The sequence below is a fragment of the Streptomyces fulvoviolaceus genome (assembly GCF_000718165.1).
GTDB classification, from domain to species: Bacteria; Actinomycetota; Actinomycetes; order Streptomycetales; family Streptomycetaceae; genus Streptomyces; species Streptomyces fulvoviolaceus.
Genome location: NZ_JOEY01000036.1, coordinates 81,324 through 102,294 on the forward strand (window position 1 = coordinate 81,324; position 20,971 = coordinate 102,294).

The window sequence follows — 20,971 nt, forward strand, 5'->3', positions numbered from 1 at the left end:
ATGAGCGCCGAGGACCTCGAGAAGTACGAGACCGAGATGGAGCTCAAGCTCTACCGGGAGTACCGCGATGTCGTCGGTCTGTTCAAATACGTGATCGAGACCGAGCGGCGCTTCTACCTGACCAACGACTACGAGATGCAGGTGCACTCGGTCCAGGGTGAGGTGTTCTTCGAGGTGTCCATGGCGGATGCCTGGGTGTGGGACATGTATCGGCCGGCGCGTTTCGTGAAGCAGGTCCGTGTCCTCACGTTCAAGGACGTGAACATCGAGGAGCTGAACAAGAGCGATCTGGAGCTGCCGGGTGGGTGATCGTCGCTGGTGCGTCCTCGTGTGAGTGGCGGGGTTTTCCACAACCGGTGAGTAATCCACCAAGATCAACTCGATCTGCTCGGTTGCGTGACGGTTGGCGCCGGAGGTGGTGCCGACATGAACACCAATCGGGCACGCAGTGCACTCGGCAAGTACGGCGAGACGCTGGCCGCGCGGCGGCTGGTCGAGGCCGGGATGACGGTCCTGGAGCGCAACTGGCGCTGTGGCAGGACGGGTGAGATCGACATCGTGGCCCGGGACGGCGACGTCCTGGTCGTCTGCGAGGTCAAGACACGGCGGGTGGGTGCCTTCGAGCACCCGATGGCCGCGGTGACTCCCGAGAAGGCGGAGCGCCTGCGAGGCCTCGCCGAACGCTGGATCCACGCCCATGGAGGGGCGCCACCGGGAGGCGTCCGCATCGACCTGGTGGGCGTCGTCCTGCCCAGCCGCGGCGCACCCGTCGTCGAGCACGCGCGGGGGGTGGCCTGACATGGGGTTCGCACGTACGTGCTCGGTGGCGCTCGTGGGCGTCGAAGGCGTGGTCGTCGAGGTCCAGGCCGACCTGGAACCGGGGGTCGCGGCGTTCACGCTCGTGGGGTTGCCGGACAAGAGCCTCACGGAGAGCCGGGATCGGGTTCGGGCCGCAGTCGTGAACTCGGGTGCCGAGTGGCCGCAGAAGAAACTGACGGTGGGGCTCAGTCCGGCGTCGGTGCCGAAGGCCGGCTCGGGATTCGATCTCGCTGTGGCGTGCGCCGTGCTCGGCGCCTCCGAGCGGATCGACCCGCGGGTGCTCGCCGACATCGTGATGATCGGAGAGCTGGGCCTGGACGGGCGGGTGCGTCCCGTCCGGGGCATCCTGCCGGCGGTGCTGGCCGCTGCGGACGCCGGGTACGAGCAGGTGGTGGTGCCGGAGTGCGCCGCCGCCGAGGCCTCACTGGTGCCCGGCGTGTCCGTGCTGGGCGTGCGCACCCTGCGGCAGCTGATCGCCGTCCTCGCGGACGAGCCCGTGCCCGACGAGGAGCCGGACGATCCCGGCCGCCCCGATCCGCTGCTCGCCGGTCTGCGTGTGCCGGGTACGGGTGCGGCCACGGGCATGCACAGTGCCGGGGCCGCACAGCAGGACCACGGGCACGACCTGTCCGACGTCGTGGGGCAGGTTTCGGCGCGTACCGCGGTGGAGGTCTCGGCGGCGGGCGGCCACCACCTGTTCCTGGAGGGTCCTCCGGGTGCCGGCAAGACGATGCTCGCGGAGCGGCTCCCGGCCGTGCTGCCCCGGCTGAGCCGGCAGGAGTCGCTGGAGGTCACGGCGGTCCACTCGGTGGCGGGCCTGCTGCCGCCGGGCAAGCCCCTGGTCGACGTCGCCCCCTACTGCGCCCCGCATCACTCGGCCACCATGCAGGCCCTCGTCGGTGGCGGTGCCGGCGTCGCCCGGCCCGGCGCGGTGTCGCTCTCCCATCGAGGGGTCCTCTTTCTCGACGAGACGCCCGAGTTCAGCAGCCATGCACTCGACGCGCTGCGGCAGCCGCTGGAAGCCGGGCACGTGGTGATCGCGCGCAGCGCCGGCGTCGTGCGGTTCCCGGCGAAGTTCCTGATGGTCCTCGCGGCCAACCCCTGCCCCTGTGGCCGTTTCTCCCAGACCGACGACTTCTGCGAGTGCCCGCCCTCGGCGATCCGCCGGTACCAGGCCCGGCTCTCCGGTCCGCTGCTCGACCGGGTCGACCTGCGGGTGGAGGTGGACCGCGTCACCCGTGCCCAGCTCACCGAACGCGGCGCGCGGGGCGAGTCGACCGCGGTGGTCGCCGAGCGGGTACGGGCGGCCAGGGAGCGGGCGGCGGCGCGCCTCGCCGGCACCCCGTGGCGGACCAACAGTGAGGTGCCGGGCCGCGAGCTGCGCAGCCGCTGGCACGCCATGTCCGGGGCCATGGACGATGCCGAACGCAGCCTGGAGAGGGGCGTCCTGACCGCCCGCGGGCTCGACCGCGTCCTGCGCGTCGCCTGGACGGTCGCGGATCTGGTCGGGCACGACCGTCCGGACGCGACGGACGTCGCCCTGGCCCTCCAGCTGCGCACCGGGGTGCCACGGGGCGTGCCGATGGCCATCGGGGCGCTGACATGACCGGTGACGTCCCCGACGACGACCTGCTTGCCCGTGTCTTCCTCGCCCGCGTCATCGAGCCCGGCGACGAGGTCGCCGGGCGGTGGGTGCGGGAGTGGGGGGTGTGTGAGGTGGCGCGGCGGTTGCGGAGCGGCGGAGTGACTCTGCCCGGGGTGGGTGACAAGCGGCGCGCGGGCCTCGTGGCCCGGGCCGGGCGGGCCGAGCCCCGTGCGGATCTCGCCGTCGCTCGGGAGGCCGGTGTGCGGTTCGTGAGCCCGGGGGACGGCGAGTGGCCCGGTCAGCTCGACGATCTCGGGGATGCGCGGCCCCTGGGGCTGTGGGTGCGAGGGCCGGCCAGTCTGCGGATGTGGGCGCTCAGGTCCGTCGCCGTCGTGGGGGCGCGTGCCTGTACCGAGTACGGCGCCCACATGGCGGCCACCCTCGCCGCCGGGCTCGCCGAGCGCGGGTGGGTCGTGGTGTCCGGCGGTGCCTACGGGGTCGACGGCGCCGCCCATCGCGGTGCTCTCGGCGCCGGCGGTGCCACCGTCGCCGTCCTTGCCTGCGGCGTCGACCGGGCCTATCCGAAAGGGCATGCCCAGTTGATCAACAGGATCGCGGAACAAGGGCTGGTGGTCGGCGAGTTGCCGCCCGGTGATCATCCGACGCCCAGCAGATTCGTCCTGCGGAACAGGGTGATCGCCGCGCTCACCCGGGGCACCGTGGTCGTCGAGGCCGCCCACCGCAGCGGCTCGCTGGTCACCGCACGTGCGGCGCAGCGGCTGGGCCGTCACACGATGGGGGTGCCGGGCCCGGCCACCAGTGGTCTCTCCGCCGGCGTGCACGAACTGCTGCGCGGGGACGCGACGCTGGTCACGGACGCCGCGGAAGTCGTCGAACTGGTCGGCGACATGGGAGAGCTGGCCCCGGACCGGCGCGGACCGGTACTGCCGCGGGACCTGCTGGACGCGCCCGCCCGGCGTGTCCTGGCCGCGCTGCCCGGGACCCGGACCGCGACCGCGGACGAGGTCGCCCGGGGTGCGCAGACCACGGAGGACGACGCGATCGCGAGACTGTACGAACTCCGATCACTTGGTTACGTCGAACGACACGGCGACGGCTGGAAGTTGACACGCCAGGCGATGATCTCCGTCCGGAGTGGTCGGAGTCCGTGTTGACCGAGCGTGTTCGGCCGTCCGGGGGAACCCCGAACCCCTTGGGAATTCCCGCAGTTGGCGCATTCCGATGATCACGCAGAGCGATGGCGGCGTCTCGGTGGGGCGTCAAGCGGAACGTATCTGCGTATGGTCCGGGCCACGCTCTTCGCTCACCGCGACACTCCAGTCACGCTACGCTCACGTGGATTCCGACGCAGTCACGCAACTCGGCATCAGGCCGACAGCTCACCCAGGTAACACCACTTCACGGCAGAACGGCACAAGGCGACGAATGCCCCAGCACACCTCCGGGTCCGACCGGGCGGCGATCCCCCCAGCCGCCCGTGACGGTGGCAGCGTGCGGCCGCCCGCTCCCTCGACACTCGACGAGCTGTGGCGGTCGTACAAGACGACGGGGGACGAACGGCTGCGCGAGCAGCTGATCCTGCACTACTCGCCGCTCGTGAAGTACGTCGCCGGCCGCGTGAGCGTCGGGCTGCCGCCCAATGTCGAGCAGGCGGACTTCGTGTCGTCGGGGGTGTTCGGGCTGATCGACGCGATCGAGAAGTTCGACATCGAGCGGGAGATCAAGTTCGAGACGTACGCGATCACGCGGATCCGGGGCGCGATGATCGACGAGCTCAGGGCGCTGGACTGGATTCCGCGGTCCGTGCGGCAGAAGGCGCGCAACGTCGAGCGGGCGTACGCGACGCTGGAGGCGCGGCTGAGGCGGTCGCCCAGCGAGGGCGAGGTGGCCGCCGAGATGGGGATCGCCGTGGACGAACTCCACGCGGTCTTCAGCCAGTTGTCGCTGGCCAATGTGGTGGCGCTGGAGGAGCTGCTGCATGCGGGGGGTGAGGGCGGCGACCGGCTGAGTCTGATGGACACGCTGGAGGACACGGCCGCCGACAACCCTGTGGAGGTGGCCGAGGGCCGGGAGCTGCGGAGGTTTCTGGCACGGGCGATCAACACGCTGCCCGAGCGGGAGAAGACCGTCGTCACGCTCTACTACTACGAGGGCCTCACGCTCGCCGAGATCGGGAACGTGCTCGGTGTGACCGAGAGCCGGGTGAGCCAGATCCACACCAAGTCCGTGCTGCAGCTGCGGGCGAAGCTGGCGAGTTTCGGACGTTGACCCGGCCGGACGGCCGCTTGTCGGAAGCCGGTCGGGTGGAGTGACTCCCGTCGCCGGTTGTACGTCCGTAAAGTGGTTGACGTGCCAAGGATTCGAGCGGCCTCCGTGGCCGAGCACCGGTCGATGCAGCGAGCCGCCCTGCTGGACGCGGCTCGGTCTTTGCTGTCCGAGGGCGGGACAGAGGCGCTGACCTTCCCGGCCCTCGCCGAGCGCACGGGGCTCGCGCGGTCGTCCGTGTACGAGTACTTCCGGTCGCGGGCCGCCGTGGTCGAGGAGCTGTGCGAGGTCGACTTCCCCGTCTGGGCGGCGGAGGTCTCCGCCGCGATGGCCGCGGCGGACGGGCCGGAGGCCAAGGTCGAGGCGTATGTGCGCCAGCAGCTGGCGCTGGTCGGGGACCGGCGGCATCGAGCCGTGGTCGCCATCTCCGCGAGTGAGCTCGATGCGGGGGCCCGGGAGAAGATCCGGGCCGCGCACGGGGGGCTGGTGGCGATGATCGTGGAGGCGTTGGGGGAGATGGGGCACGCGCAGCCTCGGATGGCGGCGATGTTGCTGCAAGGGGTTGTGGACGCGGCTGTGCGGCGGATTGAGCTGGGGGCTGCGGAGGAACCTTCGGTGATTACTGAGGCTGCTGTGGCTATGGTTCTGCGGGGTGTGCGGGGCTGACGTCGGGTGGGGCGGCCGGGCAGGGGTGGGTTTCGCTTGCCGGCGCCGGCCGGGTGCCGCTTCTTTGGGTCGGGAGCCGCCCCAGTGGCACGACTGCCCGCAGCTACGACAGCTGCCGGCTCCGGCGGCTAGGAGGGCACTGGTACGCCCAGCACCGGCAACAGCCTCGACGGCCCCCGATGCAGCAGCCAGGCCGGCAGCAGCGACAGCGGATCCAAGTAGGTGTCGCCCCTCAGCAAGCCCCAGTGCAAGCACGTGGCCGCGCAATGCGAACCCCTCGGTTCCACCGTGCCCACCACCTCGCCCGCCGTCACCTCGTCCCCCTTCGACACCGTCGTTCGCACGGGTTCGTACGTCGTTCGCAGAGGTGGGTCGCCCGTCCCCGTCAGCTCCACCGAGACGACGCCCTTTCCTGCCACCCTGCCCGCGAACAACACCCGGCCCGCCGCCACCGCCCGTACCGGTGTCCCGGGAGCCGCTGCCAGGTCGACGCCCCTGTGACCGCGGCCGTACACCGTCGCCGGGGGCTCCCAGCCGCGTAGGACCGCCGGGCGTGCACCCACGGGCCAGGTGTGGGCGATGGCCGGTACAGAGGTGTCCGTGCCCGCCGGTTCGAGGGGGGTCGGCCGGGGTGCGGACGTCAGCAACGTCGCCGTCAGCACCAGCACCAGCAGCAGCCCCAGGCACATCCCCAGGCATCGATTCGCTCGCATGCGAGAACCGTCCCGCAGCCGCCCCGATCATGGCCGGGACCTGTGGACTGCTCCCCGGTTGTGGACAGCGGCGTCACCCGGTGCCCCGCGGGTCCCGTACACTTCCTTTGGCGATCCGGGTCACCGGGTCGACTTCGCACGCCCCGACACCAGGCCGGTCACGCCGACCGGTGTCAGCGCTCCTCGGTCCTTCGTGGCACGGCGCATGTGGGCGTCAGGCGTGGGAGCCGTCCGGCTTCCGCGGCACAACCGAGAAACTCAAGGAGAACGGCCATGGCCGTCGTCACGATGCGGGAGCTGCTGGAAAGCGGCGTCCACTTCGGTCACCAGACCCGTCGTTGGAACCCGAAGATGAAGCGCTTCATCTTCACGGAGCGCAACGGCATCTACATCATCGACCTGCTCCAGTCGCTGTCGTACATCGACCGCGCCTACGAGTTCGTCAAGGAGACCGTCGCCCACGGCGGCACGGTCATGTTCGTCGGCACGAAGAAGCAGGCGCAGGAGGCCATCGCCGAGCAGGCCACCCGCGTCGGCATGCCCTTCGTCAACCAGCGCTGGCTGGGCGGCATGCTCACCAACTTCTCGACCGTCTACAAGCGTCTGCAGCGCCTCAAGGAGCTCGAGCAGATCGACTTCGAGGACGTCGCCGCTTCCGGTCTCACCAAGAAGGAGCTTCTCGTGCTCTCGCGCGAGAAGGCCAAGCTGGAGAAGACCCTCGGTGGTATCCGCGAGATGTCCAAGGTGCCCAGCGCCGTCTGGATCGTGGACACCAAGAAGGAGCACATCGCGGTCGGCGAGGCCCGGAAGCTCAACATCCCGGTCGTCGCCATCCTCGACACCAACTGCGACCCCGACGAGGTCGACTACAAGATCCCCGGCAACGACGACGCGATCCGCTCCGTCACGCTGCTCACCCGTGTGATCGCCGACGCGGTCGCCGAGGGCCTCATCTCCCGCTCCGGTGTCGCCACCGAGGGCAAGGGCGACAAGGCCGCGGGCGAGCCGCTGGCCGCGTGGGAGCGCGACCTGCTCGAGGGCGAGAAGAAGGCCGAGGAGGCCCCGGCTGCGGAGGCCGCCGAGGCTCCTGCCGCTGAGGCCCCCGCGGCTGAGGAGGCGCCTGCTGCCGAGGCTCCCGCCGCTGAGGCCGAGGCCCCGGCCGCTGAGGCTGAGGTTGAGGCCCCCGCCGAGGCGCCGGCCGCCGAGGGCGAGCAGGCCTGACCTCACGGTCGTAAGGCTGTAGTGACGGTGGGTGGCGCCGATCGCGCCACCCGCCGTTCACCCACAGCCGGTAGATCTTCGTAGCCCGTAGATCTTTGGCGGGGCCCGCCCAAGCCGCAGCCGCCGCCGACTTCGAGACTTCGAACTCCGAGAAGAGATTCACAGATCATGGCGAACTACACCGCCGCCGACGTCAAGAAGCTCCGCGAGCTCACCGGCGCCGGCATGATGGACTGCAAGAAGGCGCTGGACGAGGCCGACGGCAACGTCGAGAAGGCCGTCGAGGCGCTGCGCATCAAGGGCCAGAAGGGCGTCGCCAAGCGCGAGGGCCGCTCCGCCGAGAACGGCGCCGTGGTCTCCATCATCGCCGACGACAACGCCTCCGGTGTCCTCGTCGAGCTGAAGTGCGAGACCGACTTCGTCGCCAAGGGCGAGAAGTTCCAGGCCGCCGCCAACGCGATCGCCGAGCACGTCGCCAAGACGGCCCCGGCCGACCTCGAGGCCCTGCTCGCCTCCGAGATCGAGGCCGGCAAGACCGTCCAGGCGTTCGTGGACGAGGCCAACGCCAACCTGGGCGAGAAGATCGTCCTGGACCGCTTCGCGCAGTTCGCGGACGGTTTCGTGACGTCGTACATGCACCGCACGATGCCCGACCTGCCCCCGCAGATCGGTGTCCTCGTCGAGCTGGACAAGCCGAACGCCGAGGTCGCCCGCGGTGTCGCCCAGCACATCGCCGCCTTCGCGCCGAAGTACCTCTCCAAGGAGGACGTGCCGGCCGAGGTCGTCGAGTCCGAGCGCCGCGTCGCCGAGGAGACCACCCGCGCCGAGGGCAAGCCCGAGGCCGCCCTGCCGAAGATCGTCGAGGGTCGCCTCAACGGCTTCTTCAAGGACGCCACGCTGCTCGGCCAGCCGTACGCGCTCGACAACAAGAAGTCGGTCCAGAAGGTTCTGGACGAGGCCGGTGTCACCCTGAAGCGCTTCACGCGTATCAAGGTCGGCATCTGAGTCCGTACCGCGAGCGACGCGCGACCCCGATAGGGTCGTCAGCAGTCGTCCGGTACGCCGTCACGCACGCGCGTGGCGGACGACAGCAGATCTGACGAGGAGGCCATTGCCGCACATGGGATGCGAACCACACCCCATCGGCAATGGCCTTCTTCGTATGTGCGACCCCTTGAAAGAGGCGAGAGTCCCATGACCACCAAGCCCCAGAAGAGCGACGACGGCAAAGTGCGCGGCCGGTTTCTGCTGAAGCTGTCCGGAGAGGCCTTCGCCGGTGGCGGTGGCCTGGGTGTGGACCCGGACGTGGTGCACAAGATCGCCCGTGAGATCGCGGCCGTCGTGCGCGACGGGGCGGAGATCGCGGTCGTCATCGGCGGCGGCAACTTCTTCCGCGGTGCCGAACTCCAGCAGCGCGGCATGGACCGGGCCCGCTCCGACTACATGGGCATGCTCGGCACCGTGATGAACTGCCTCGCCCTCCAGGACTTCCTGGAGAAGGAGGGCATCGACAGCCGGGTGCAGACCGCCATCACGATGGGGCAGGTCGCCGAGCCGTACATCCCGCTGCGCGCCGTGCGCCACCTGGAGAAGGGCCGTGTGGTCATCTTCGGCGCCGGTATGGGCATGCCGTACTTCTCCACCGACACCACCGCCGCCCAGCGCGCCCTGGAGATCGACGCCGAGGCGCTCCTCATGGGCAAGAACGGCGTGGACGGGGTCTACGACTCCGACCCGAAGCGCAACCCCGACGCGGTCAAGTTCGACGCCCTCGGCTACGGCGAGGTCATCACGCGTGACCTCAAGGTCGCCGACGCCACCGCCGTCACACTGTGCCGCGACAACAAGCTCCCGATCCTCGTGTTCGAGCTCCTGGCGGAGGGCAATATCGCCCGCGCCGTCAAGGGTGAGAAGATCGGCACGCTTGTGGGTGACCAAGTCAGCCAGGGCTGATGACCCTGACCGGGGGATGGACAATGTCCTGCCGGTCGGGAACCGTGCAGAAAGAAGACGCGACGCAGCCGGCCGCCGCCCCCGTCAAGGAACCGCAGCCGGGCCTACTCAAGACACGCAGGAGCAAGTGGTGATCGAAGAGACCCTCCTCGAGGCCGAGGAGAAGATGGAGAAGGCCGTCGTGGTCGCCAAGGAGGACTTCGCCGCGATCCGCACCGGCCGTGCGCACCCGGCGATGTTCAACAAGATCGTGGCCGACTACTACGGTGCGCCGACGCCGATCAACCAGCTGGCTTCGTTCTCCGTGCCGGAGCCGCGCATGGCCGTCGTGACCCCGTTCGACAAGACCGCGCTGCGCAACATCGAGCAGGCGATCCGCGACTCCGACCTGGGCGTCAACCCGAGCAACGACGGCAACATCATCCGGGTGGTGTTCCCCGAGCTCACCGAGGAGCGCCGCCGCGACTACATCAAGGTCGCCAAGAGCAAGGCCGAGGACTCGCGCGTGTCGATCCGCTCGGTCCGCCGCAAGGCCAAGGACGCGATCGACAAGCTGGTCAAGGACGGCGAGGTCGGCGAGGACGAGGGCCGCCGTGCGGAGAAGGAACTCGACGACGCGACGCACAAGTACGTCGCCCAGGTGGACGAGCTCCTGAAGCACAAGGAAGCGGAGCTGCTCGAGGTCTGATGAACGACTCTTCCTGGGGGGCACCGCCACAAGCCGGGTACTGGGGGCCGTCCGACCAGGGGCCTGTCCAGGGGGCTGCCCCGGCGGGTCCCACGTACGATGCGCATCAAGCGCAGCAGACTCGCCCCATGCCCATCGTGCCCGACGTATCCGCGCATGGCGGAGACCAGGATGACGACCGGGGGGCCGCTCGGCTGAGCGGCCCCTTGTTCCGCGACGAAACGCCGCAGTCGCCGCCTTACGGAGCGGTGCAGCAGAATCCGGAGCCCATGCCCGACGCCCCGCAGCCGGCGCCCCGCCCTCAGAAGAAGAGCGCGGGCCGTGACCTGGGTGCCGCCATAGGGGTCGGCGTCGGCCTCGGCGTGGTCATCGTCGCGTCGTTGTTCTTCGTCAAGGCCGCCTTCGTCGGCGTGATAGCGGTCGCCGTCGTGGTCGGCCTGTGGGAGCTGACCAGTCGGCTCCAGGAGCGCAAGGGCATCAAGGCGCCCCTGGTTCCGTTGGCGCTCGGCGGTGCGGCGATGGTCGTCTCCGGATACGTCCGGGGTGCCGAGGGCGCGTGGGTGGCCATGGCGCTCACCGCGCTGGCCGTCCTCGTCTGGCGCATGACGGAACCGCCGGAGGGCTACCTCAGGGACGTCACGGCGGGCGTCTTCGCCGCGTTCTACGTCCCGTTCCTGGCCACGTTCGTCGCCATGATGCTCACGGCCGAGGACGGGGCGGGCCGCGTCCTGACCTTCCTGGTCCTCACCGTCGTCAGCGACACCGGTGCGTACGCCGTCGGCTGGCGCTTCGGCAAGCACAAGCTCGCCCCGCGCATCAGCCCCGGCAAGACCCGCGAGGGCCTGCTCGGAGCGGTGACGTTCGCGATGGTGGCGGGTGCGCTGCTGATGGAGTTCGTGATCGACGACGGCACCTGGTGGCAGGGCCTGCTCCTCGGCCTCGCGGTCGCGGGCAGCGCCACGCTGGGCGACCTCGGCGAGTCGATGATCAAGCGCGACCTGGGCATCAAGGACATGGGCACGCTACTCCCCGGCCATGGCGGCATCATGGACCGGTTGGACTCGTTGTTGCCGACCGCTCCGGTGGTGTGGCTCCTGCTCGTCGTCTTTGTAGGGTCCGGGTGAGGTAGGCCACGGCACCACGCCGCGGTAGCGGCAAATCGATACAGCATGGACCGGCTGGACTCGCTGCTTCCTACGGCTCCTGTGGTGTGGCTGCTGCTGGTGTTCTTCGTGGGCTCCGGGTGACCGGCGCGTACGCGGCTTGCGCGGGCCCCCGTCCTGGACAGGACGGGGGCCCGCTGCCGTGGCTCCTCGGGCGGCTGAGTGGGACGATTTCCCATAGAGGCCCTCACAGGGGGGATCGCCCTGGAAGGGAGTGGGCAGCATGTCCGACTTCCGTGAATCGATCGACATCGACCGCAGCCCCGAGGACGTCTGGGGGTATGTCATCGACTTCTCCCACATGCCTGAATGGCAGGAGAGCGCGGTCGCGACCGAGCGGCTCGACGAGGGGCCGGTCCACGTCGGCTCCCGGGTACGCATCACCCGGCACCTCGGCCGCCGGGACATCCCGATGACCATGGAGTGCACCGAGTACGACCCGCCGCACGCCTGGGGCCTGCAAGGTATCGACGGTCCCATCCGCGGGCACGTCCACGGTGAGATCGACCCGATCGACGAGGGTCGCCGCTCCCGCGTCACCATCGAGCTCGACTTCGAGGGCAAGGGCATCGGCAAGGTCCTGCTGCCCCTTGTCGTCCGCCCACAGATCCGCAAGGAACTGCCGCACAACGAGCGGCTGCTGAAGGAGCGGCTGGAGCACAGGCCGGCCTAGACCCGCCGGCGGGCGGGCCGGCAACGGGACGAAGACCTACGTCACCCGGGTCTTCGCGGTGATTGCCGGGCTCTTCCGAGGCGGCAGGGGCATCGGAGTGGATCTGCGACACTGGTACGGCTATGCCTAAGCCCGGAGAACTCACTTTCGTCGCCCCCCGCGGAGCCAAGAAGCCGCCGCGGCACCTTGCCGATCTCACTCCTGCCGAGCGCAAGGAGGCCGTTGCGGAGATCGGTGAGAAGCCGTTTCGTGCCAAGCAGCTCTCGCAGCACTACTTCGCGCGGTACGCGCACGACCCGGCGGAGTGGACCGACATCCCCGCCGGTGCGCGCGAGAAGCTCCGCGAGGCGTTGCTCCCCGAGCTGATGACCGTCGTACGGCATCTGTCGACCGACGAGGGCAGCACGCGCAAGACGCTGTGGCGGCTGTTCGACGGCACGCTCGTGGAGTCGGTGCTGATGCGGTACCCGGACCGGGTGACCATGTGCATCAGCTCGCAGGCGGGGTGCGGGATGAACTGCCCGTTCTGTGCGACCGGGCAGGCGGGGCTGGATCGCAATCTGTCCACCGGCGAGATCGTCCATCAGATTGTCGATGGGATGCGGGCGCTTCGGGACGGTGAGGTTCCCGGGGGGCCGTCACGGCTCTCCAACATCGTCTTCATGGGTATGGGCGAGCCTCTCGCCAACTACAAGCGGGTCGTGCAGTCCATCCGGGCGCTCACCGACCCCGCGCCCGACGGGCTAGGGCTGTCCCAGCGCGGCATCACCGTCTCGACCGTCGGGCTCGTCCCCGCCATTCACCGGTTCTCCGACGAGGGCTTCAAGTGCCGGCTCGCGATCTCGCTGCACGCGCCGGACGACGAGCTGCGCGACACCCTCGTCCCCGTGAACACGCGGTGGAAGGTGCGGGAGGTGCTGGATGCCGGGTTCGAGTACGTCGAGAAGAGCGGGCGTCGGCTGTCCATCGAGTACGCGCTCATCCGGGACATCAACGACCAGGCATGGCGTGGTGACCGGCTCGGGCGGCTGCTGAAGGGCAAGCCCGTGCACGTCAATCTCATTCCGCTGAACCCGACCCCGGGCTCCAAGTGGACTGCCTCCCGTCCCGAGGACGAGAAGGCGTTCGTCGAGGCCATCGCCGCTCACGGTGTGCCGGTGACCGTCCGGGACACCCGTGGTCAGGAGATCGACGGGGCGTGCGGTCAGCTCGCGGCGACCGAGCGGTAGTCTGACCGTCGTAGGTACATCTTCATATTCCGACAGGGGAGCGCCACAGCGCTGAGAGTGCGGCACCGGCCGCAGACCCTCCGAACCTGGCCCAGGTCATTCTGGGTAGGGAGATCGGTCATCACTCGAGCTGTTGCGCCCTGCCCGGGGTCTCCCAGAGGTCCCGGGCAGGGCCGCGTCTCTTCCTGGTCACCCCCAGGAGGAATTCAGTGAGCATCACCAAGAAGGCCACGGTCGTGGCGGTCGGATTCGGGCTCGTCGCGCTGTCCGCGTGCGGGTCGTCCGACAGCAGCGACAGCGACGGAGACTCCAAGACCGTCACCCTCGTCAGCCACGACTCATGGGCCGTCTCGAAGAGCGTCCTCGCGGACTTCGAGAAGCAGTCCGGTTACAAGGTCAAGGTCCTGGAGGACGGCGACGCCGGGCAGGCCGTCAACAAGGCGATCCTGACCAAGGACAACCCGCAGGGCGACGTCTTCTTCGGCGTCGACAACACCCTGCTGTCCCGGGCGCTCGACAACGGGCTGTTCCAGTCCTACGAGGCGAAGGGCTCCGACAAGATCGGGGCGGAGTACCGGGTCGACCAGGACAAGCACCGGGTCACGCCGATCGACACCGGCGACATCTGCGTCAACTACGACAAGGCCTACTTCAGCGAGCACAAGCTGGACCCGCCGACCTCCTTCGACGACCTGATCAAGCCCGCCTACAAGAACCTCCTCGTCACCGAGAACGCCTCCACCTCCTCGCCGGGGCTCGGCTTCCTCCTCGGGACCGCCGCCAAGTACGGCGACGACGGCTGGCAGGACTACTGGACGAAGCTCAAGGCCAACGGCGTGAAGGTCGTCGACGGCTGGGAGCAGGCCTACAACGAGGAGTTCTCCGGCTCCGCGGGAGGCAAGAAGGCCAAGGCGGACCGGCCGCTCGTCGTGTCGTACGCCTCCTCGCCGCCCGCCGAGGTGATCTACGCCGACCCGAAGCCGACGACCGCGCCGACCGGTGTCGCGACCGGCACGTGCTTCCGGCAGGTCGAGTACGCGGGGCTGCTCAGCAACGCGAAGAACACCAAGGGCGGCAAGGCACTCCTCGACTTCCTGCTCACCAAGGAGTTCCAGGAGGACATGCCGCTGAACATGTTCGTCTACCCGGTGCTGGAGGGTGCCCAGGTGCCGGCAGAGTTCACGAAGTACGGGCCGCAGGCCAAGGATCCCGAGACCATGGACCCGGCCGAGATCGCCGACCACCGTGACCAGTGGGTCAAGTCGTGGACCTCGCTCGTACTGAAGTGACCTCCAGCAGGAGTGGCGCGGCGGCGCGGCTCGGGCTCATGGCCGTGCCCGTCGCGTTCTTCGCGGTGTTCTTCGCCTGGCCCGTCGCCGCGATCGTCGCCCGGGGCCTCAAGCTCGATGGGGTGTGGCAGTTCGGCCGGATCACGGATGTGCTCGCGCAGTCCGACATCCGGCACGTCCTGTGGTTCACCACCTGGCAGGCGCTCGCCTCCACCGCGCTCACCCTGCTGGTCGCGCTGCCCGGCGCGTACGTCTTCGCCCGCTTCGAGTTCCCGGGCAAGCAGGTCCTGCGGGCCGCGGTGACCGTGCCGTTCGTGCTGCCGACGGTCGTCGTCGGTACGGCGTTCCTGGCGCTGGTCGGTCGCGGTGGGCTGCTGGACGACCTGTGGGGCGTACGGCTGGACACCACGGTGTGGGCGATCCTGCTGGCGCATGTCTTCTTCAACTACGCGGTCGTCGTACGGACGGTCGGCGGGCTCTGGGGGCAGCTCGACCCGCGTCAGGAGGAGGCCGCGCGGATGCTCGGCGCGTCCCGTCTCGCCGCCTGGCGGACGGTCACCCTGCCCGCGCTCGCGCCCGCTGTGGCCGCCGCCGCTCTGATGGTCTTCCTGTTCACCTTCACCTCCTTCGGCGTGGTGCAGATCCTCGGCGGGCCGACCTTCTCGACCCTCGAAGTGGAGATCTACCGGCAGACCTCCGAGATCTTCGACCTGCCCACGGCCGCCGTGCTGACGCTGATCCAGTTCGTGGCGGTGGGCGGTGTCCTCGCCCTGCACGCGTGGACCGTACGGCGGCGGGAGACCGCGCTCCGGCTGGTGGACGCGTCGATGACCGCCCGGCGGCCGCGCGGGGCCGGGCAGTGGGCGCTGCTCGGCGGTGTCCTCGTCTCGGTCGTCGTCCTGCTTCTGCTGCCGCTCGCCGTGCTGGTGCAGCGGTCGCTCGACGCGCCGGACTTCGCCTACTACCGGGAGCTGACCAGCGACGACAGCGGGGTCTTCCTCGTCGCGCCGATCGAGGCGATCGGGAACTCGCTGGAGTACGCCCTCGCCGCCACCGTCATCGCCGTGGTGATCGGCGGTCTCGCCGCCGCTGCCCTGACCCGGCGGGACGCGGGGCGGTTCGTGCGGGGCTTCGACGCGCTGTTGATGCTGCCGCTCGGGGTGTCCGCGGTGACCGTCGGGTTCGGGTTCCTGATCTCCCTCGACGAGCCGCCGCTGGATCTGAGGTCCTCCTGGATCCTGGTGCCGCTCGCGCAGGCGCTGGTCGGCGTGCCCTTCGTCGTACGGACGATGCTGCCCGTGCTGCGGGCCGTGGACGGTCGGCTGCGGGAGGCGGCGGCCGTGCTCGGGGCGTCGCCGTGGCGGGTGTGGCGCGAGGTCGATCTGCCGATGGTGCGGCGGGCGCTGCTGATCGCGGCGGGGTTCGCCTTCGCGGTGTCGCTCGGTGAGTTCGGGGCGACCGTGTTCATCGCGCGGCCGGACAATCCGACGCTGCCGGTCGCCGTGGCGAAGCTGCTCGGGCGGGCGGGCGACCTCAACTACGGGCAGGCGATGGCCCTTTCGACGATTCTGATGATGGTGTGCGCGGCGGCGCTGCTGGTCCTTGAGCGGCTGCGGACCGACCGGACCGGGGAGTTCTAGATGCTGCTGAGCCTTGAGGACGCGACCGTACGGTTCGGTGGGCGGCCCGTGCTGGACGGGGTCGGCCTCGATGTCGCCGAGCACGAGATCGTGTGCGTGCTCGGGCCGAGCGGCAGTGGCAAGTCGACGCTGCTGCGGGCGGTGGCCGGGCTGCAACCCCTCTCCTCAGGAAGGGTGTTGCTCGACGGACGGGACCAGGCCGGGGTCCCCGCGCACCGGCGTGGGGTCGGGCTGATGTTCCAGGACCATCAGCTGTTTCCGCAGCGGGACGTGGGCGGCAATGTGGCCTTCGGGCTGCGGATGCACGGGGTGTCGCGGCCTCGGCAGGAGGAGCGGGTAGGGGAGTTGCTCGATCTCGTCGGGCTTCCGGGTGCTGCCCGACGGGCGGTCGCCGCGCTGTCCGGGGGTGAGCAGCAGCGGGTCGCGCTGGCCCGCGCCCTGGCTCCCCGGCCTCGGCTGCTGATGCTCGACGAGCCGCTCGGTCAGCTGGATCGCTCGCTGCGGGAGCGGCTGGTCGTCGAACTGCGGGAGCTGTTCAGCGAGTTGGGCACCACCGTGCTCGCCGTGACACACGACCAGGGTGAGGCCTTCGCGCTCGCCGACCGGGTCGTCGTGATGCGGGACGGGCGGATCGCCCAGTCCGGTACGCCCCTTGAGGTGTGGCAGCGGCCGGCGGACGAGTTCGTGGCCCGGTTCCTCGGCTTCGAGAACGTGGTGGAGGGCGTGGTCAGCGGGGAGGCCGCGGACACGCCCTGGGGCAAGGTGCCGGTCCCCGCGGGGGCCGAACAGGGAGCGCGGAGCCTGCTGGTGCGTCCCCCGGGGGTGCGGCTCGTGGCCGCCGACGCGGGGCTGCGGTGCACGGTGGCCGCGCGGACGTTCAAGGGCACGCATGTCGCCGTACACCTGCAGCCGGAGGACGGCGGGCCGCGGCTGGAGGCGGCGTGCGCGCTGCGGGAGGCGCCGGGGGTCGGGGACGTGGTCGGCGTGGAGTTCGACGCGGCCGAAATCGTGGTGCTCGACCGACCCACGGCCGCATAGTGTGCGGCGCATGACGCCGCTCACCCATGACCGTTACTGCGCCGAGATCGCCCACCAGGTGGGCCTGCTGAGGGCCGTGGTGACCTCGGGGGCCGACCTGTCCGCCACCGTGCCGACCTGCCCGGACTGGTCGCTGGAGCAGCTGGTGCGGCACACGGGTGGCGCCCTGCGCTGGGTGGAGCTGCTCGTGCGCACCCGGGCCGAGGAGGACATCCCGGAGGATCAGGTGCCGTTGGGTGACGGGCCCGAGGCCGCCGGGGACGCCGCCGCGCTGGACGCGTGGCTCGCGGAGACCGGAGAGATGCTCGTCGCCGCGCTGCGGGAGGCCGGGCCGGACACGGAGGTGTGGGCGTGGGCCGGCATTCCCGACTCCGGCTTCTGGGCCCGCCGTATGGCCCACGAGCTCACCGTTCACCGCGCCGACGCCACGCTCGCCGCCGGGCTGCCGTACGGGGTCGCCCCGGACATCGCCGCCGACGCGATCGACGAGTGGCTGCAGATCGTGGAGTTCGCGCAGCGGACGATGCCGCATGACGCGGCGAAGGAGCTGCGGGGGACCGGGCGCAGCATCCACCTCCACGCCACCGACGGCACTCCTGAGCTCAACGCCGAGTGGGTCGTCGAGCTCACCGAGGACATCCTCGTCTGGCGGCGCGGGCACGAGAAGGCGACGGTCGCGCTCAGGGGGCCGCTGACCGCCGTACTGCTCGCCTTCTACCGTCGACTGCCGCTGGACAGCCCGGAGTTGGAGGTGCTCGGCGAGCGGGAGCTGCTGGAGTTCTGGCTGGAGCGGGCGACCTTCGACTGAGGCTGAACACAGCGGTGGCCCGCCCCACCAACGGGGACGGGCCACAGCGGTGTTGCTCGTGAGGCGTCAGCGACCGCTCGTCCCGCGACGGCGCAGGCCGAAGAAGACGGCGCCGCCGCCGATGGCGACCAGGGCGACCGCGATGCCGGCGATCAGGCCGGTGTTGGAGTTCGCACCGGTCTCGGCGAGGTTGGAGTCACCGGCGGCCGGCGTCGGGGCGTTGCTCTCGGCGGTGGCCGGCTCGGTGGAGGAGCTCTCCGAGGCGGACGGGGTCGCGGTCGGGGTCGGGGACTCCTCGGCCGGGGGCGTGGTGGACTCCGACGCGGAGGGCGTCGGGGTCGGCGAGTCCTCGGTCTTGCAGGCCGTGGCCGGGGTGATCAGGTTCGGGCTGACGTCCTCGTCGACCAGGTTCCCGGCCGTGACGTGGATGCGGTACTCGGCGTTCGGCTGCCAGGCCTCTTCGAAGGTGATGGTCGTACCTTCGCGCGAGCCCTTGACCTCCTGCTCGCCGACCTTCCGCTCGTCGGCGCCGTTGTTCTCCAGGAACACGGAGACGGTCGCGGTCTTTCCGGAGGCGTCCACGTCGGTGACCGTGATGACGCCCTGGGTGCCGTCGCACTTGGCTTCGGCGGAGAAGTCATTGATGTTGCAGGCGAGCGCGTTGCCGGCGGCACCGAGCGCGAGCGCGGCCGAGGCAGCGGCGACACCGAGGATGCGCGCGGCGCCGGCGGTGCGGCGGGATATGGGCATGAATGCCACGTTCGTCCTTCACGGGATGCGCTGAAGCGGGGGGTTGAGGGGCCGGTGATGCGACATCAACGGTCCCAGGAGTCTCACAGGTTTATAAGCGCAGCGTAAGCAGTGTCAACGCATAAGCACGTCACAGCCGTTGGCTTTGCCCGCTTATTAACGAGTGAGACGTTTCAGGGCCCCCGGCGCCTCCTCGATCCGGTCAACCAGGGCGATTCGGGCCTCCATTGAACGCTCCCGTGCAAGAGCCTGCAGGAGCGGCCAGGTGGGCAGTTTCTCCGTCCAGTGGTGGCGGTTCACGAGAACCATCGGCGTCGGCTCGCCCCGCGACTCGTAGTAGTTCGGCGTCGCGCTGTCGAAGATCTCCTGTACGGTGCCGGCCGCGCCCGGCAGGAAGACCACACCGGCGTTGGAACGGGCCAGGAGGCCGTCCTCGCGGGTGGCGTTGGCGAAGTACTTGGCGATGTGCGAGGCGAAGGCGTTGGGCGGCTCGTGGCCGTAGAACCAGGTCGGGATGCCGACCGAACCGCCGCCGCCCGGCCAGCGGTCGCGGACTTCGAAGGCGGCGCCCGCCCAGTCCGTGATCGAGGGCGTGAACGACGGTGCCTTGGCGAGGAGTTCGCATGCTTCGTCGAGCATGGCGTCCTCGAACGGGGCCGCGTAGGCGCCGAGGTTCGCCGCCTCCATCGCGCCCGGGCCGCCGCCCGTGGCCACCGTGAACCCGGCGCGCGCCAGCTCCCGGCCGAGGCGCGCGGCACCGGCGTACGCCTCCGTCCCGCGGGCCATCGCGTGGCCGCCCATGACCCCCACCACCCGTGTGCCGCGCAGGAGTTCGTCGAGGGCGTCGGAGACGGCGTCGTCGTGGACCGAGCGGAGCGTCGACGCGAAGATGTCGCCGTCGGCCTTGGTCTGCTGGAACCAGGCGTAGGCGAGGGCGTCCGGCGTCTGCTCGTATCCCTTGTCGAGTCCGGCGAACAGCTCGTCCGGCGTGTAGAGGAGACCGCGGTACGGGTCGAAGGGCAGGTCCGGGAGGGGTGGGAACACCAGGGCGCCGTCCGCGCGGACCTTCGCCGCCGCGTTCTCCCGCATCGGGCAGCCGAGGAAGACGGCGCCCGCGGTGTCGGCGGCCAGCAACTCCCTTGTCCGGTCGGTCAGATCGACGGCCTGGACACGGAATCCGGCGAGTGTGCCGCGTGCCGAGACGGTGGCGTCGAACTCCTCCAGCGTCTCGATCTCACGGTCGTTGTGGTGGGCCGCATGGGCGGGGCTCGTCTGCACCCGCCCATGCTAGGCGCTCCGCTGGATGTGCCGGATGGGGCCGTTGGGCGTCTGCGAGCGCGTCGTGGCTGGTCGTGCCCCGCGGCGGAGCGGCAAGTCGACACAGCCCCGCGCCCCGACGGGGCGCGGCCCCTTCAGCCCTCGATCGCGGTCGGGTCCATCCAGATGACCTCCCAGGTGTGGCCGTCGAGGTCGTCGAAGGAGCGGCCGTACATGAAGCCGTGGTCCTGCGCCTCGCCCGCCGGGGAGCCGCCCGCTGCGAGCGCCTTGTCGACCAGCTCGTCGACCTTCTCGCGGCTCTCGGCGCTGAGCGCGACCAGCACCTCGCTGGTCTGCGTCGCGTCCGCGATCTCCTTCTTGGTGAAGGTGGCGTAGAACGGCTTGGTGAGCAGCATCGCGACGATGGTGTCGCTGATCACGACGGAGGCCGCGTTCGCGTCGCTGAACTGAGGGTTGATCGTGTAGCCGAGGTCCGTGAAGAACTTCTTCGAGGCGTCGAGGTCGTTCACGGGCAGGTTCACGAAAATCATCTGCTGATACGTCGTCGAGGTCATCGGAGTCTCTCCCATCGGGGTGGCTGCTTTCGGTGGGGTAGACGCTGCGGCTCCGCCGAACTCATCGGTCGGCGGAGATTTTTTTCCTACGGCCTTTCAGCGGGCCAGCGGCAGCGCCGCCAGTTCGGCCACGATCATGGTGAGCGGGCCGAACAGGGCGAGCAGTGCGCCGGCGCGGAGGGCGGCGGCACTGCGCAGCATCGTGGCGGGGGCGCCGAGCCGCAGCAGCGCGGCCGTGGTGTCCGCGCGGGCGTGCTTGGCCTCCACGGCGGCGGTGAGCAGCGTCGCGATCGTGCAGCCGGTCACCAGGAGCAGGCCGAGGGTGGTCAGCGGTCCGAAGTCCGGGCCGCCCGTGTCGTACACGGCCGACATGGCGTACGTCCCCGACGCGACCGCGCAGACGACGCCCAGGGGGCGGCCGATACGGGCGGCCTCCGCCATGAGGACCCGTCCCGCGAGGAGGCGCAGGGCGCCGGGGCGGGCGGTCTGGAGGAGGCGGCCGCAGAGGTGGGTGAGGCCGGGGCCGGCGATCGCCAGGCCGACGGCGGTGAGGACCCATCCGAGGAGGACGGAGGCGGGGCCGGTGGGGGCGAGGCCGCCGGGGAGGGTGAGGGGGGT

21 protein-coding genes, 1 pseudogene and 1 riboswitch are annotated in these 20,971 nt (G+C 70.2%); of the genes and pseudogenes, 17 read left to right on the forward strand and 5 right to left on the reverse strand.

The genetic code is table 11. From position 1 onward, the window contains the following. The 6 genes from IG08_RS0134325 to IG08_RS0134350 all read left to right on the forward strand — a co-directional run bounded on the left by IG08_RS0134325 (position 1) and on the right by IG08_RS0134350 (position 5,356). Positions 1-309 carry a DUF2469 domain-containing protein gene (locus tag IG08_RS0134325; RefSeq protein WP_003965949.1) on the forward strand — a complete coding sequence of 103 codons (309 nt, stop codon included), beginning with the start codon at positions 1-3 and terminating at the stop codon, positions 307-309. Between the two features lie 117 nt (positions 310-426). Beyond that, positions 427-798, forward strand: a complete 372-nt coding sequence (locus IG08_RS0134330; RefSeq protein WP_030611705.1) for a YraN family protein — start codon at positions 427-429, stop codon at positions 796-798. A gap of 1 nt (position 799) precedes the next feature. Continuing rightward, positions 800-2,425, forward strand: coding sequence for a YifB family Mg chelatase-like AAA ATPase (locus tag IG08_RS0134335; RefSeq protein WP_030611708.1), 1,626 nt, complete (start codon positions 800-802; stop codon positions 2,423-2,425). After that, positions 2,422-3,579 carry a DNA-processing protein DprA gene (dprA, locus tag IG08_RS0134340; RefSeq protein WP_030611711.1) on the forward strand — a complete coding sequence of 386 codons (1,158 nt, stop codon included), beginning with the start codon at positions 2,422-2,424 and terminating at the stop codon, positions 3,577-3,579. The genes IG08_RS0134335 and dprA overlap by 4 nt, the downstream gene beginning before the upstream one ends. A 271-nt stretch (positions 3,580-3,850) precedes the next feature. Continuing rightward, positions 3,851-4,693 (forward strand): RNA polymerase sigma factor WhiG, encoded by an 843-nt coding sequence (whiG, locus tag IG08_RS0134345; RefSeq protein ID WP_030611714.1) that lies wholly within the window; start codon positions 3,851-3,853, stop codon positions 4,691-4,693. Positions 4,694-4,798: 105 nt separating this feature from the next. After that, the gene (locus IG08_RS0134350) at positions 4,799-5,356 is read left to right on the forward strand and encodes a TetR/AcrR family transcriptional regulator (RefSeq protein ID WP_030611716.1); all 558 of its coding nucleotides are present in this window, start codon (positions 4,799-4,801) and stop codon (positions 5,354-5,356) included. A gap of 128 nt (positions 5,357-5,484) precedes the next feature. Here IG08_RS0134350 and IG08_RS0134355 read toward each other — a convergent pair whose 3' ends face one another. After that, complete coding sequence (locus IG08_RS0134355) at positions 5,485-6,069, reverse strand: M23 family metallopeptidase (RefSeq protein ID WP_234343037.1); 585 nt, start codon at positions 6,067-6,069, stop codon at positions 5,485-5,487. A 273-nt stretch (positions 6,070-6,342) separates the two neighbouring features. Between IG08_RS0134355 and rpsB the strand changes: the two genes are divergently transcribed. The 11 genes from rpsB (at position 6,343) to IG08_RS0134410 (ending at position 17,771) form a co-directional block, all read left to right on the forward strand. Next, positions 6,343-7,290 carry a 30S ribosomal protein S2 gene (gene rpsB, locus IG08_RS0134360; RefSeq protein WP_030611724.1) on the forward strand — a complete coding sequence of 316 codons (948 nt, stop codon included), beginning with the start codon at positions 6,343-6,345 and terminating at the stop codon, positions 7,288-7,290. 168 nt (positions 7,291-7,458) lie between these two features. Beyond that, positions 7,459-8,295 carry a translation elongation factor Ts gene (tsf, locus tag IG08_RS0134365; RefSeq protein ID WP_030611738.1) on the forward strand — a complete coding sequence of 279 codons (837 nt, stop codon included), beginning with the start codon at positions 7,459-7,461 and terminating at the stop codon, positions 8,293-8,295. Between the two features lie 189 nt (positions 8,296-8,484). Then, a complete protein-coding gene (gene pyrH / locus IG08_RS0134370) occupies positions 8,485-9,243 on the forward strand; it encodes a UMP kinase (RefSeq protein WP_030611741.1) in 759 nt (252 codons plus the stop codon). A 130-nt stretch (positions 9,244-9,373) separates the two neighbouring features. After that, a complete protein-coding gene (gene frr / locus IG08_RS0134375) occupies positions 9,374-9,931 on the forward strand; it encodes a ribosome recycling factor (RefSeq protein WP_030611743.1) in 558 nt (185 codons plus the stop codon). Between the two features lie 128 nt (positions 9,932-10,059). Then, complete coding sequence (locus IG08_RS0134380) at positions 10,060-11,055, forward strand: phosphatidate cytidylyltransferase (RefSeq protein ID WP_030611746.1); 996 nt, start codon at positions 10,060-10,062, stop codon at positions 11,053-11,055. A 262-nt stretch (positions 11,056-11,317) separates the two neighbouring features. Next, complete coding sequence (locus tag IG08_RS0134385) at positions 11,318-11,767, forward strand: SRPBCC family protein (protein WP_030611749.1); 450 nt, start codon at positions 11,318-11,320, stop codon at positions 11,765-11,767. Positions 11,768-11,889: 122 nt separating this feature from the next. After that, on the forward strand, positions 11,890-12,996 hold the full coding sequence (gene rlmN / locus IG08_RS0134390) for a dual-specificity RNA methyltransferase RlmN (protein ID WP_030611752.1): 1,107 nt from the start codon (positions 11,890-11,892) through the stop codon (positions 12,994-12,996). Positions 12,997-13,020: 24 nt separating this feature from the next. Beyond that, positions 13,021-13,126: riboswitch (TPP riboswitch) on the forward strand. Positions 13,127-13,205: 79 nt separating this feature from the next. After that, a complete protein-coding gene (locus IG08_RS0134395; protein ID WP_030611755.1) occupies positions 13,206-14,285 on the forward strand; it encodes a thiamine ABC transporter substrate-binding protein in 1,080 nt (359 codons plus the stop codon). After that, positions 14,261-15,925: an ABC transporter permease gene (locus IG08_RS0134400; RefSeq protein ID WP_078655858.1), complete on the forward strand. Its 1,665-nt coding sequence runs from the start codon at positions 14,261-14,263 to the stop codon at positions 15,923-15,925. The genes IG08_RS0134395 and IG08_RS0134400 overlap by 25 nt, the downstream gene beginning before the upstream one ends. Beyond that, positions 15,926-16,963 carry an ABC transporter ATP-binding protein gene (locus tag IG08_RS0134405; protein ID WP_030611759.1) on the forward strand — a complete coding sequence of 346 codons (1,038 nt, stop codon included), beginning with the start codon at positions 15,926-15,928 and terminating at the stop codon, positions 16,961-16,963. Positions 16,964-16,973: 10 nt separating this feature from the next. Next, positions 16,974-17,771 carry a maleylpyruvate isomerase family mycothiol-dependent enzyme gene (locus IG08_RS0134410; RefSeq protein ID WP_030611762.1) on the forward strand — a complete coding sequence of 266 codons (798 nt, stop codon included), beginning with the start codon at positions 16,974-16,976 and terminating at the stop codon, positions 17,769-17,771. Between the two features lie 66 nt (positions 17,772-17,837). Here the strand turns inward: IG08_RS0134410 and IG08_RS0134415 are convergent, their stop codons facing one another. From IG08_RS0134415 to IG08_RS0134430, 4 genes and pseudogenes are all read right to left on the reverse strand, one after another. Then, positions 17,838-18,521 (reverse strand): LAETG motif-containing sortase-dependent surface protein, encoded by a 684-nt coding sequence (locus tag IG08_RS0134415; protein ID WP_030611765.1) that lies wholly within the window; start codon positions 18,519-18,521, stop codon positions 17,838-17,840. Positions 18,522-18,677: 156 nt separating this feature from the next. After that, positions 18,678-19,799, reverse strand: a complete 1,122-nt coding sequence (locus IG08_RS0134420; protein ID WP_030611768.1) for an LOG family protein — start codon at positions 19,797-19,799, stop codon at positions 18,678-18,680. A gap of 134 nt (positions 19,800-19,933) precedes the next feature. Continuing rightward, positions 19,934-20,353, reverse strand: coding sequence for a VOC family protein (locus IG08_RS0134425; RefSeq protein ID WP_030611771.1), 420 nt, complete (start codon positions 20,351-20,353; stop codon positions 19,934-19,936). Positions 20,354-20,449: 96 nt separating this feature from the next. After that, a pseudogene (locus IG08_RS0134430) lies at positions 20,450-20,971 on the reverse strand (hypothetical protein); the annotation flags it as partial.

Coding starts and splice junctions, on each gene's coding strand:
- dprA (WP_030611711.1), top strand. CDS start 2,422: ATGACCGGTGACGTCCCCGACGACGACCTGCTTGCCCGTGTCTTCCTC.
- IG08_RS0134405 (WP_030611759.1), top strand. CDS start 15,926: ATGCTGCTGAGCCTTGAGGACGCGACCGTACGGTTCGGTGGGCGGCCC.
- whiG (WP_030611714.1), top strand. CDS start 3,851: ATGCCCCAGCACACCTCCGGGTCCGACCGGGCGGCGATCCCCCCAGCC.
- rpsB (WP_030611724.1), top strand. CDS start 6,343: ATGGCCGTCGTCACGATGCGGGAGCTGCTGGAAAGCGGCGTCCACTTC.
- IG08_RS0134415 (WP_030611765.1), bottom strand. CDS start 18,521: ATGCCCATATCCCGCCGCACCGCCGGCGCCGCGCGCATCCTCGGTGTC.
- IG08_RS0134410 (WP_030611762.1), top strand. CDS start 16,974: ATGACGCCGCTCACCCATGACCGTTACTGCGCCGAGATCGCCCACCAG.
- IG08_RS0134425 (WP_030611771.1), bottom strand. CDS start 20,353: ATGACCTCGACGACGTATCAGCAGATGATTTTCGTGAACCTGCCCGTG.
- IG08_RS0134380 (WP_030611746.1), top strand. CDS start 10,060: ATGCCCATCGTGCCCGACGTATCCGCGCATGGCGGAGACCAGGATGAC.
- pyrH (WP_030611741.1), top strand. CDS start 8,485: ATGACCACCAAGCCCCAGAAGAGCGACGACGGCAAAGTGCGCGGCCGG.
- IG08_RS0134330 (WP_030611705.1), top strand. CDS start 427: ATGAACACCAATCGGGCACGCAGTGCACTCGGCAAGTACGGCGAGACG.
- IG08_RS0134325 (WP_003965949.1), top strand. CDS start 1: ATGAGCGCCGAGGACCTCGAGAAGTACGAGACCGAGATGGAGCTCAAG.
- rlmN (WP_030611752.1), top strand. CDS start 11,890: ATGCCTAAGCCCGGAGAACTCACTTTCGTCGCCCCCCGCGGAGCCAAG.
- IG08_RS0134335 (WP_030611708.1), top strand. CDS start 800: ATGGGGTTCGCACGTACGTGCTCGGTGGCGCTCGTGGGCGTCGAAGGC.
- IG08_RS0134385 (WP_030611749.1), top strand. CDS start 11,318: ATGTCCGACTTCCGTGAATCGATCGACATCGACCGCAGCCCCGAGGAC.
- IG08_RS0134355 (WP_234343037.1), bottom strand. CDS start 6,069: ATGCGAGCGAATCGATGCCTGGGGATGTGCCTGGGGCTGCTGCTGGTG.
- tsf (WP_030611738.1), top strand. CDS start 7,459: ATGGCGAACTACACCGCCGCCGACGTCAAGAAGCTCCGCGAGCTCACC.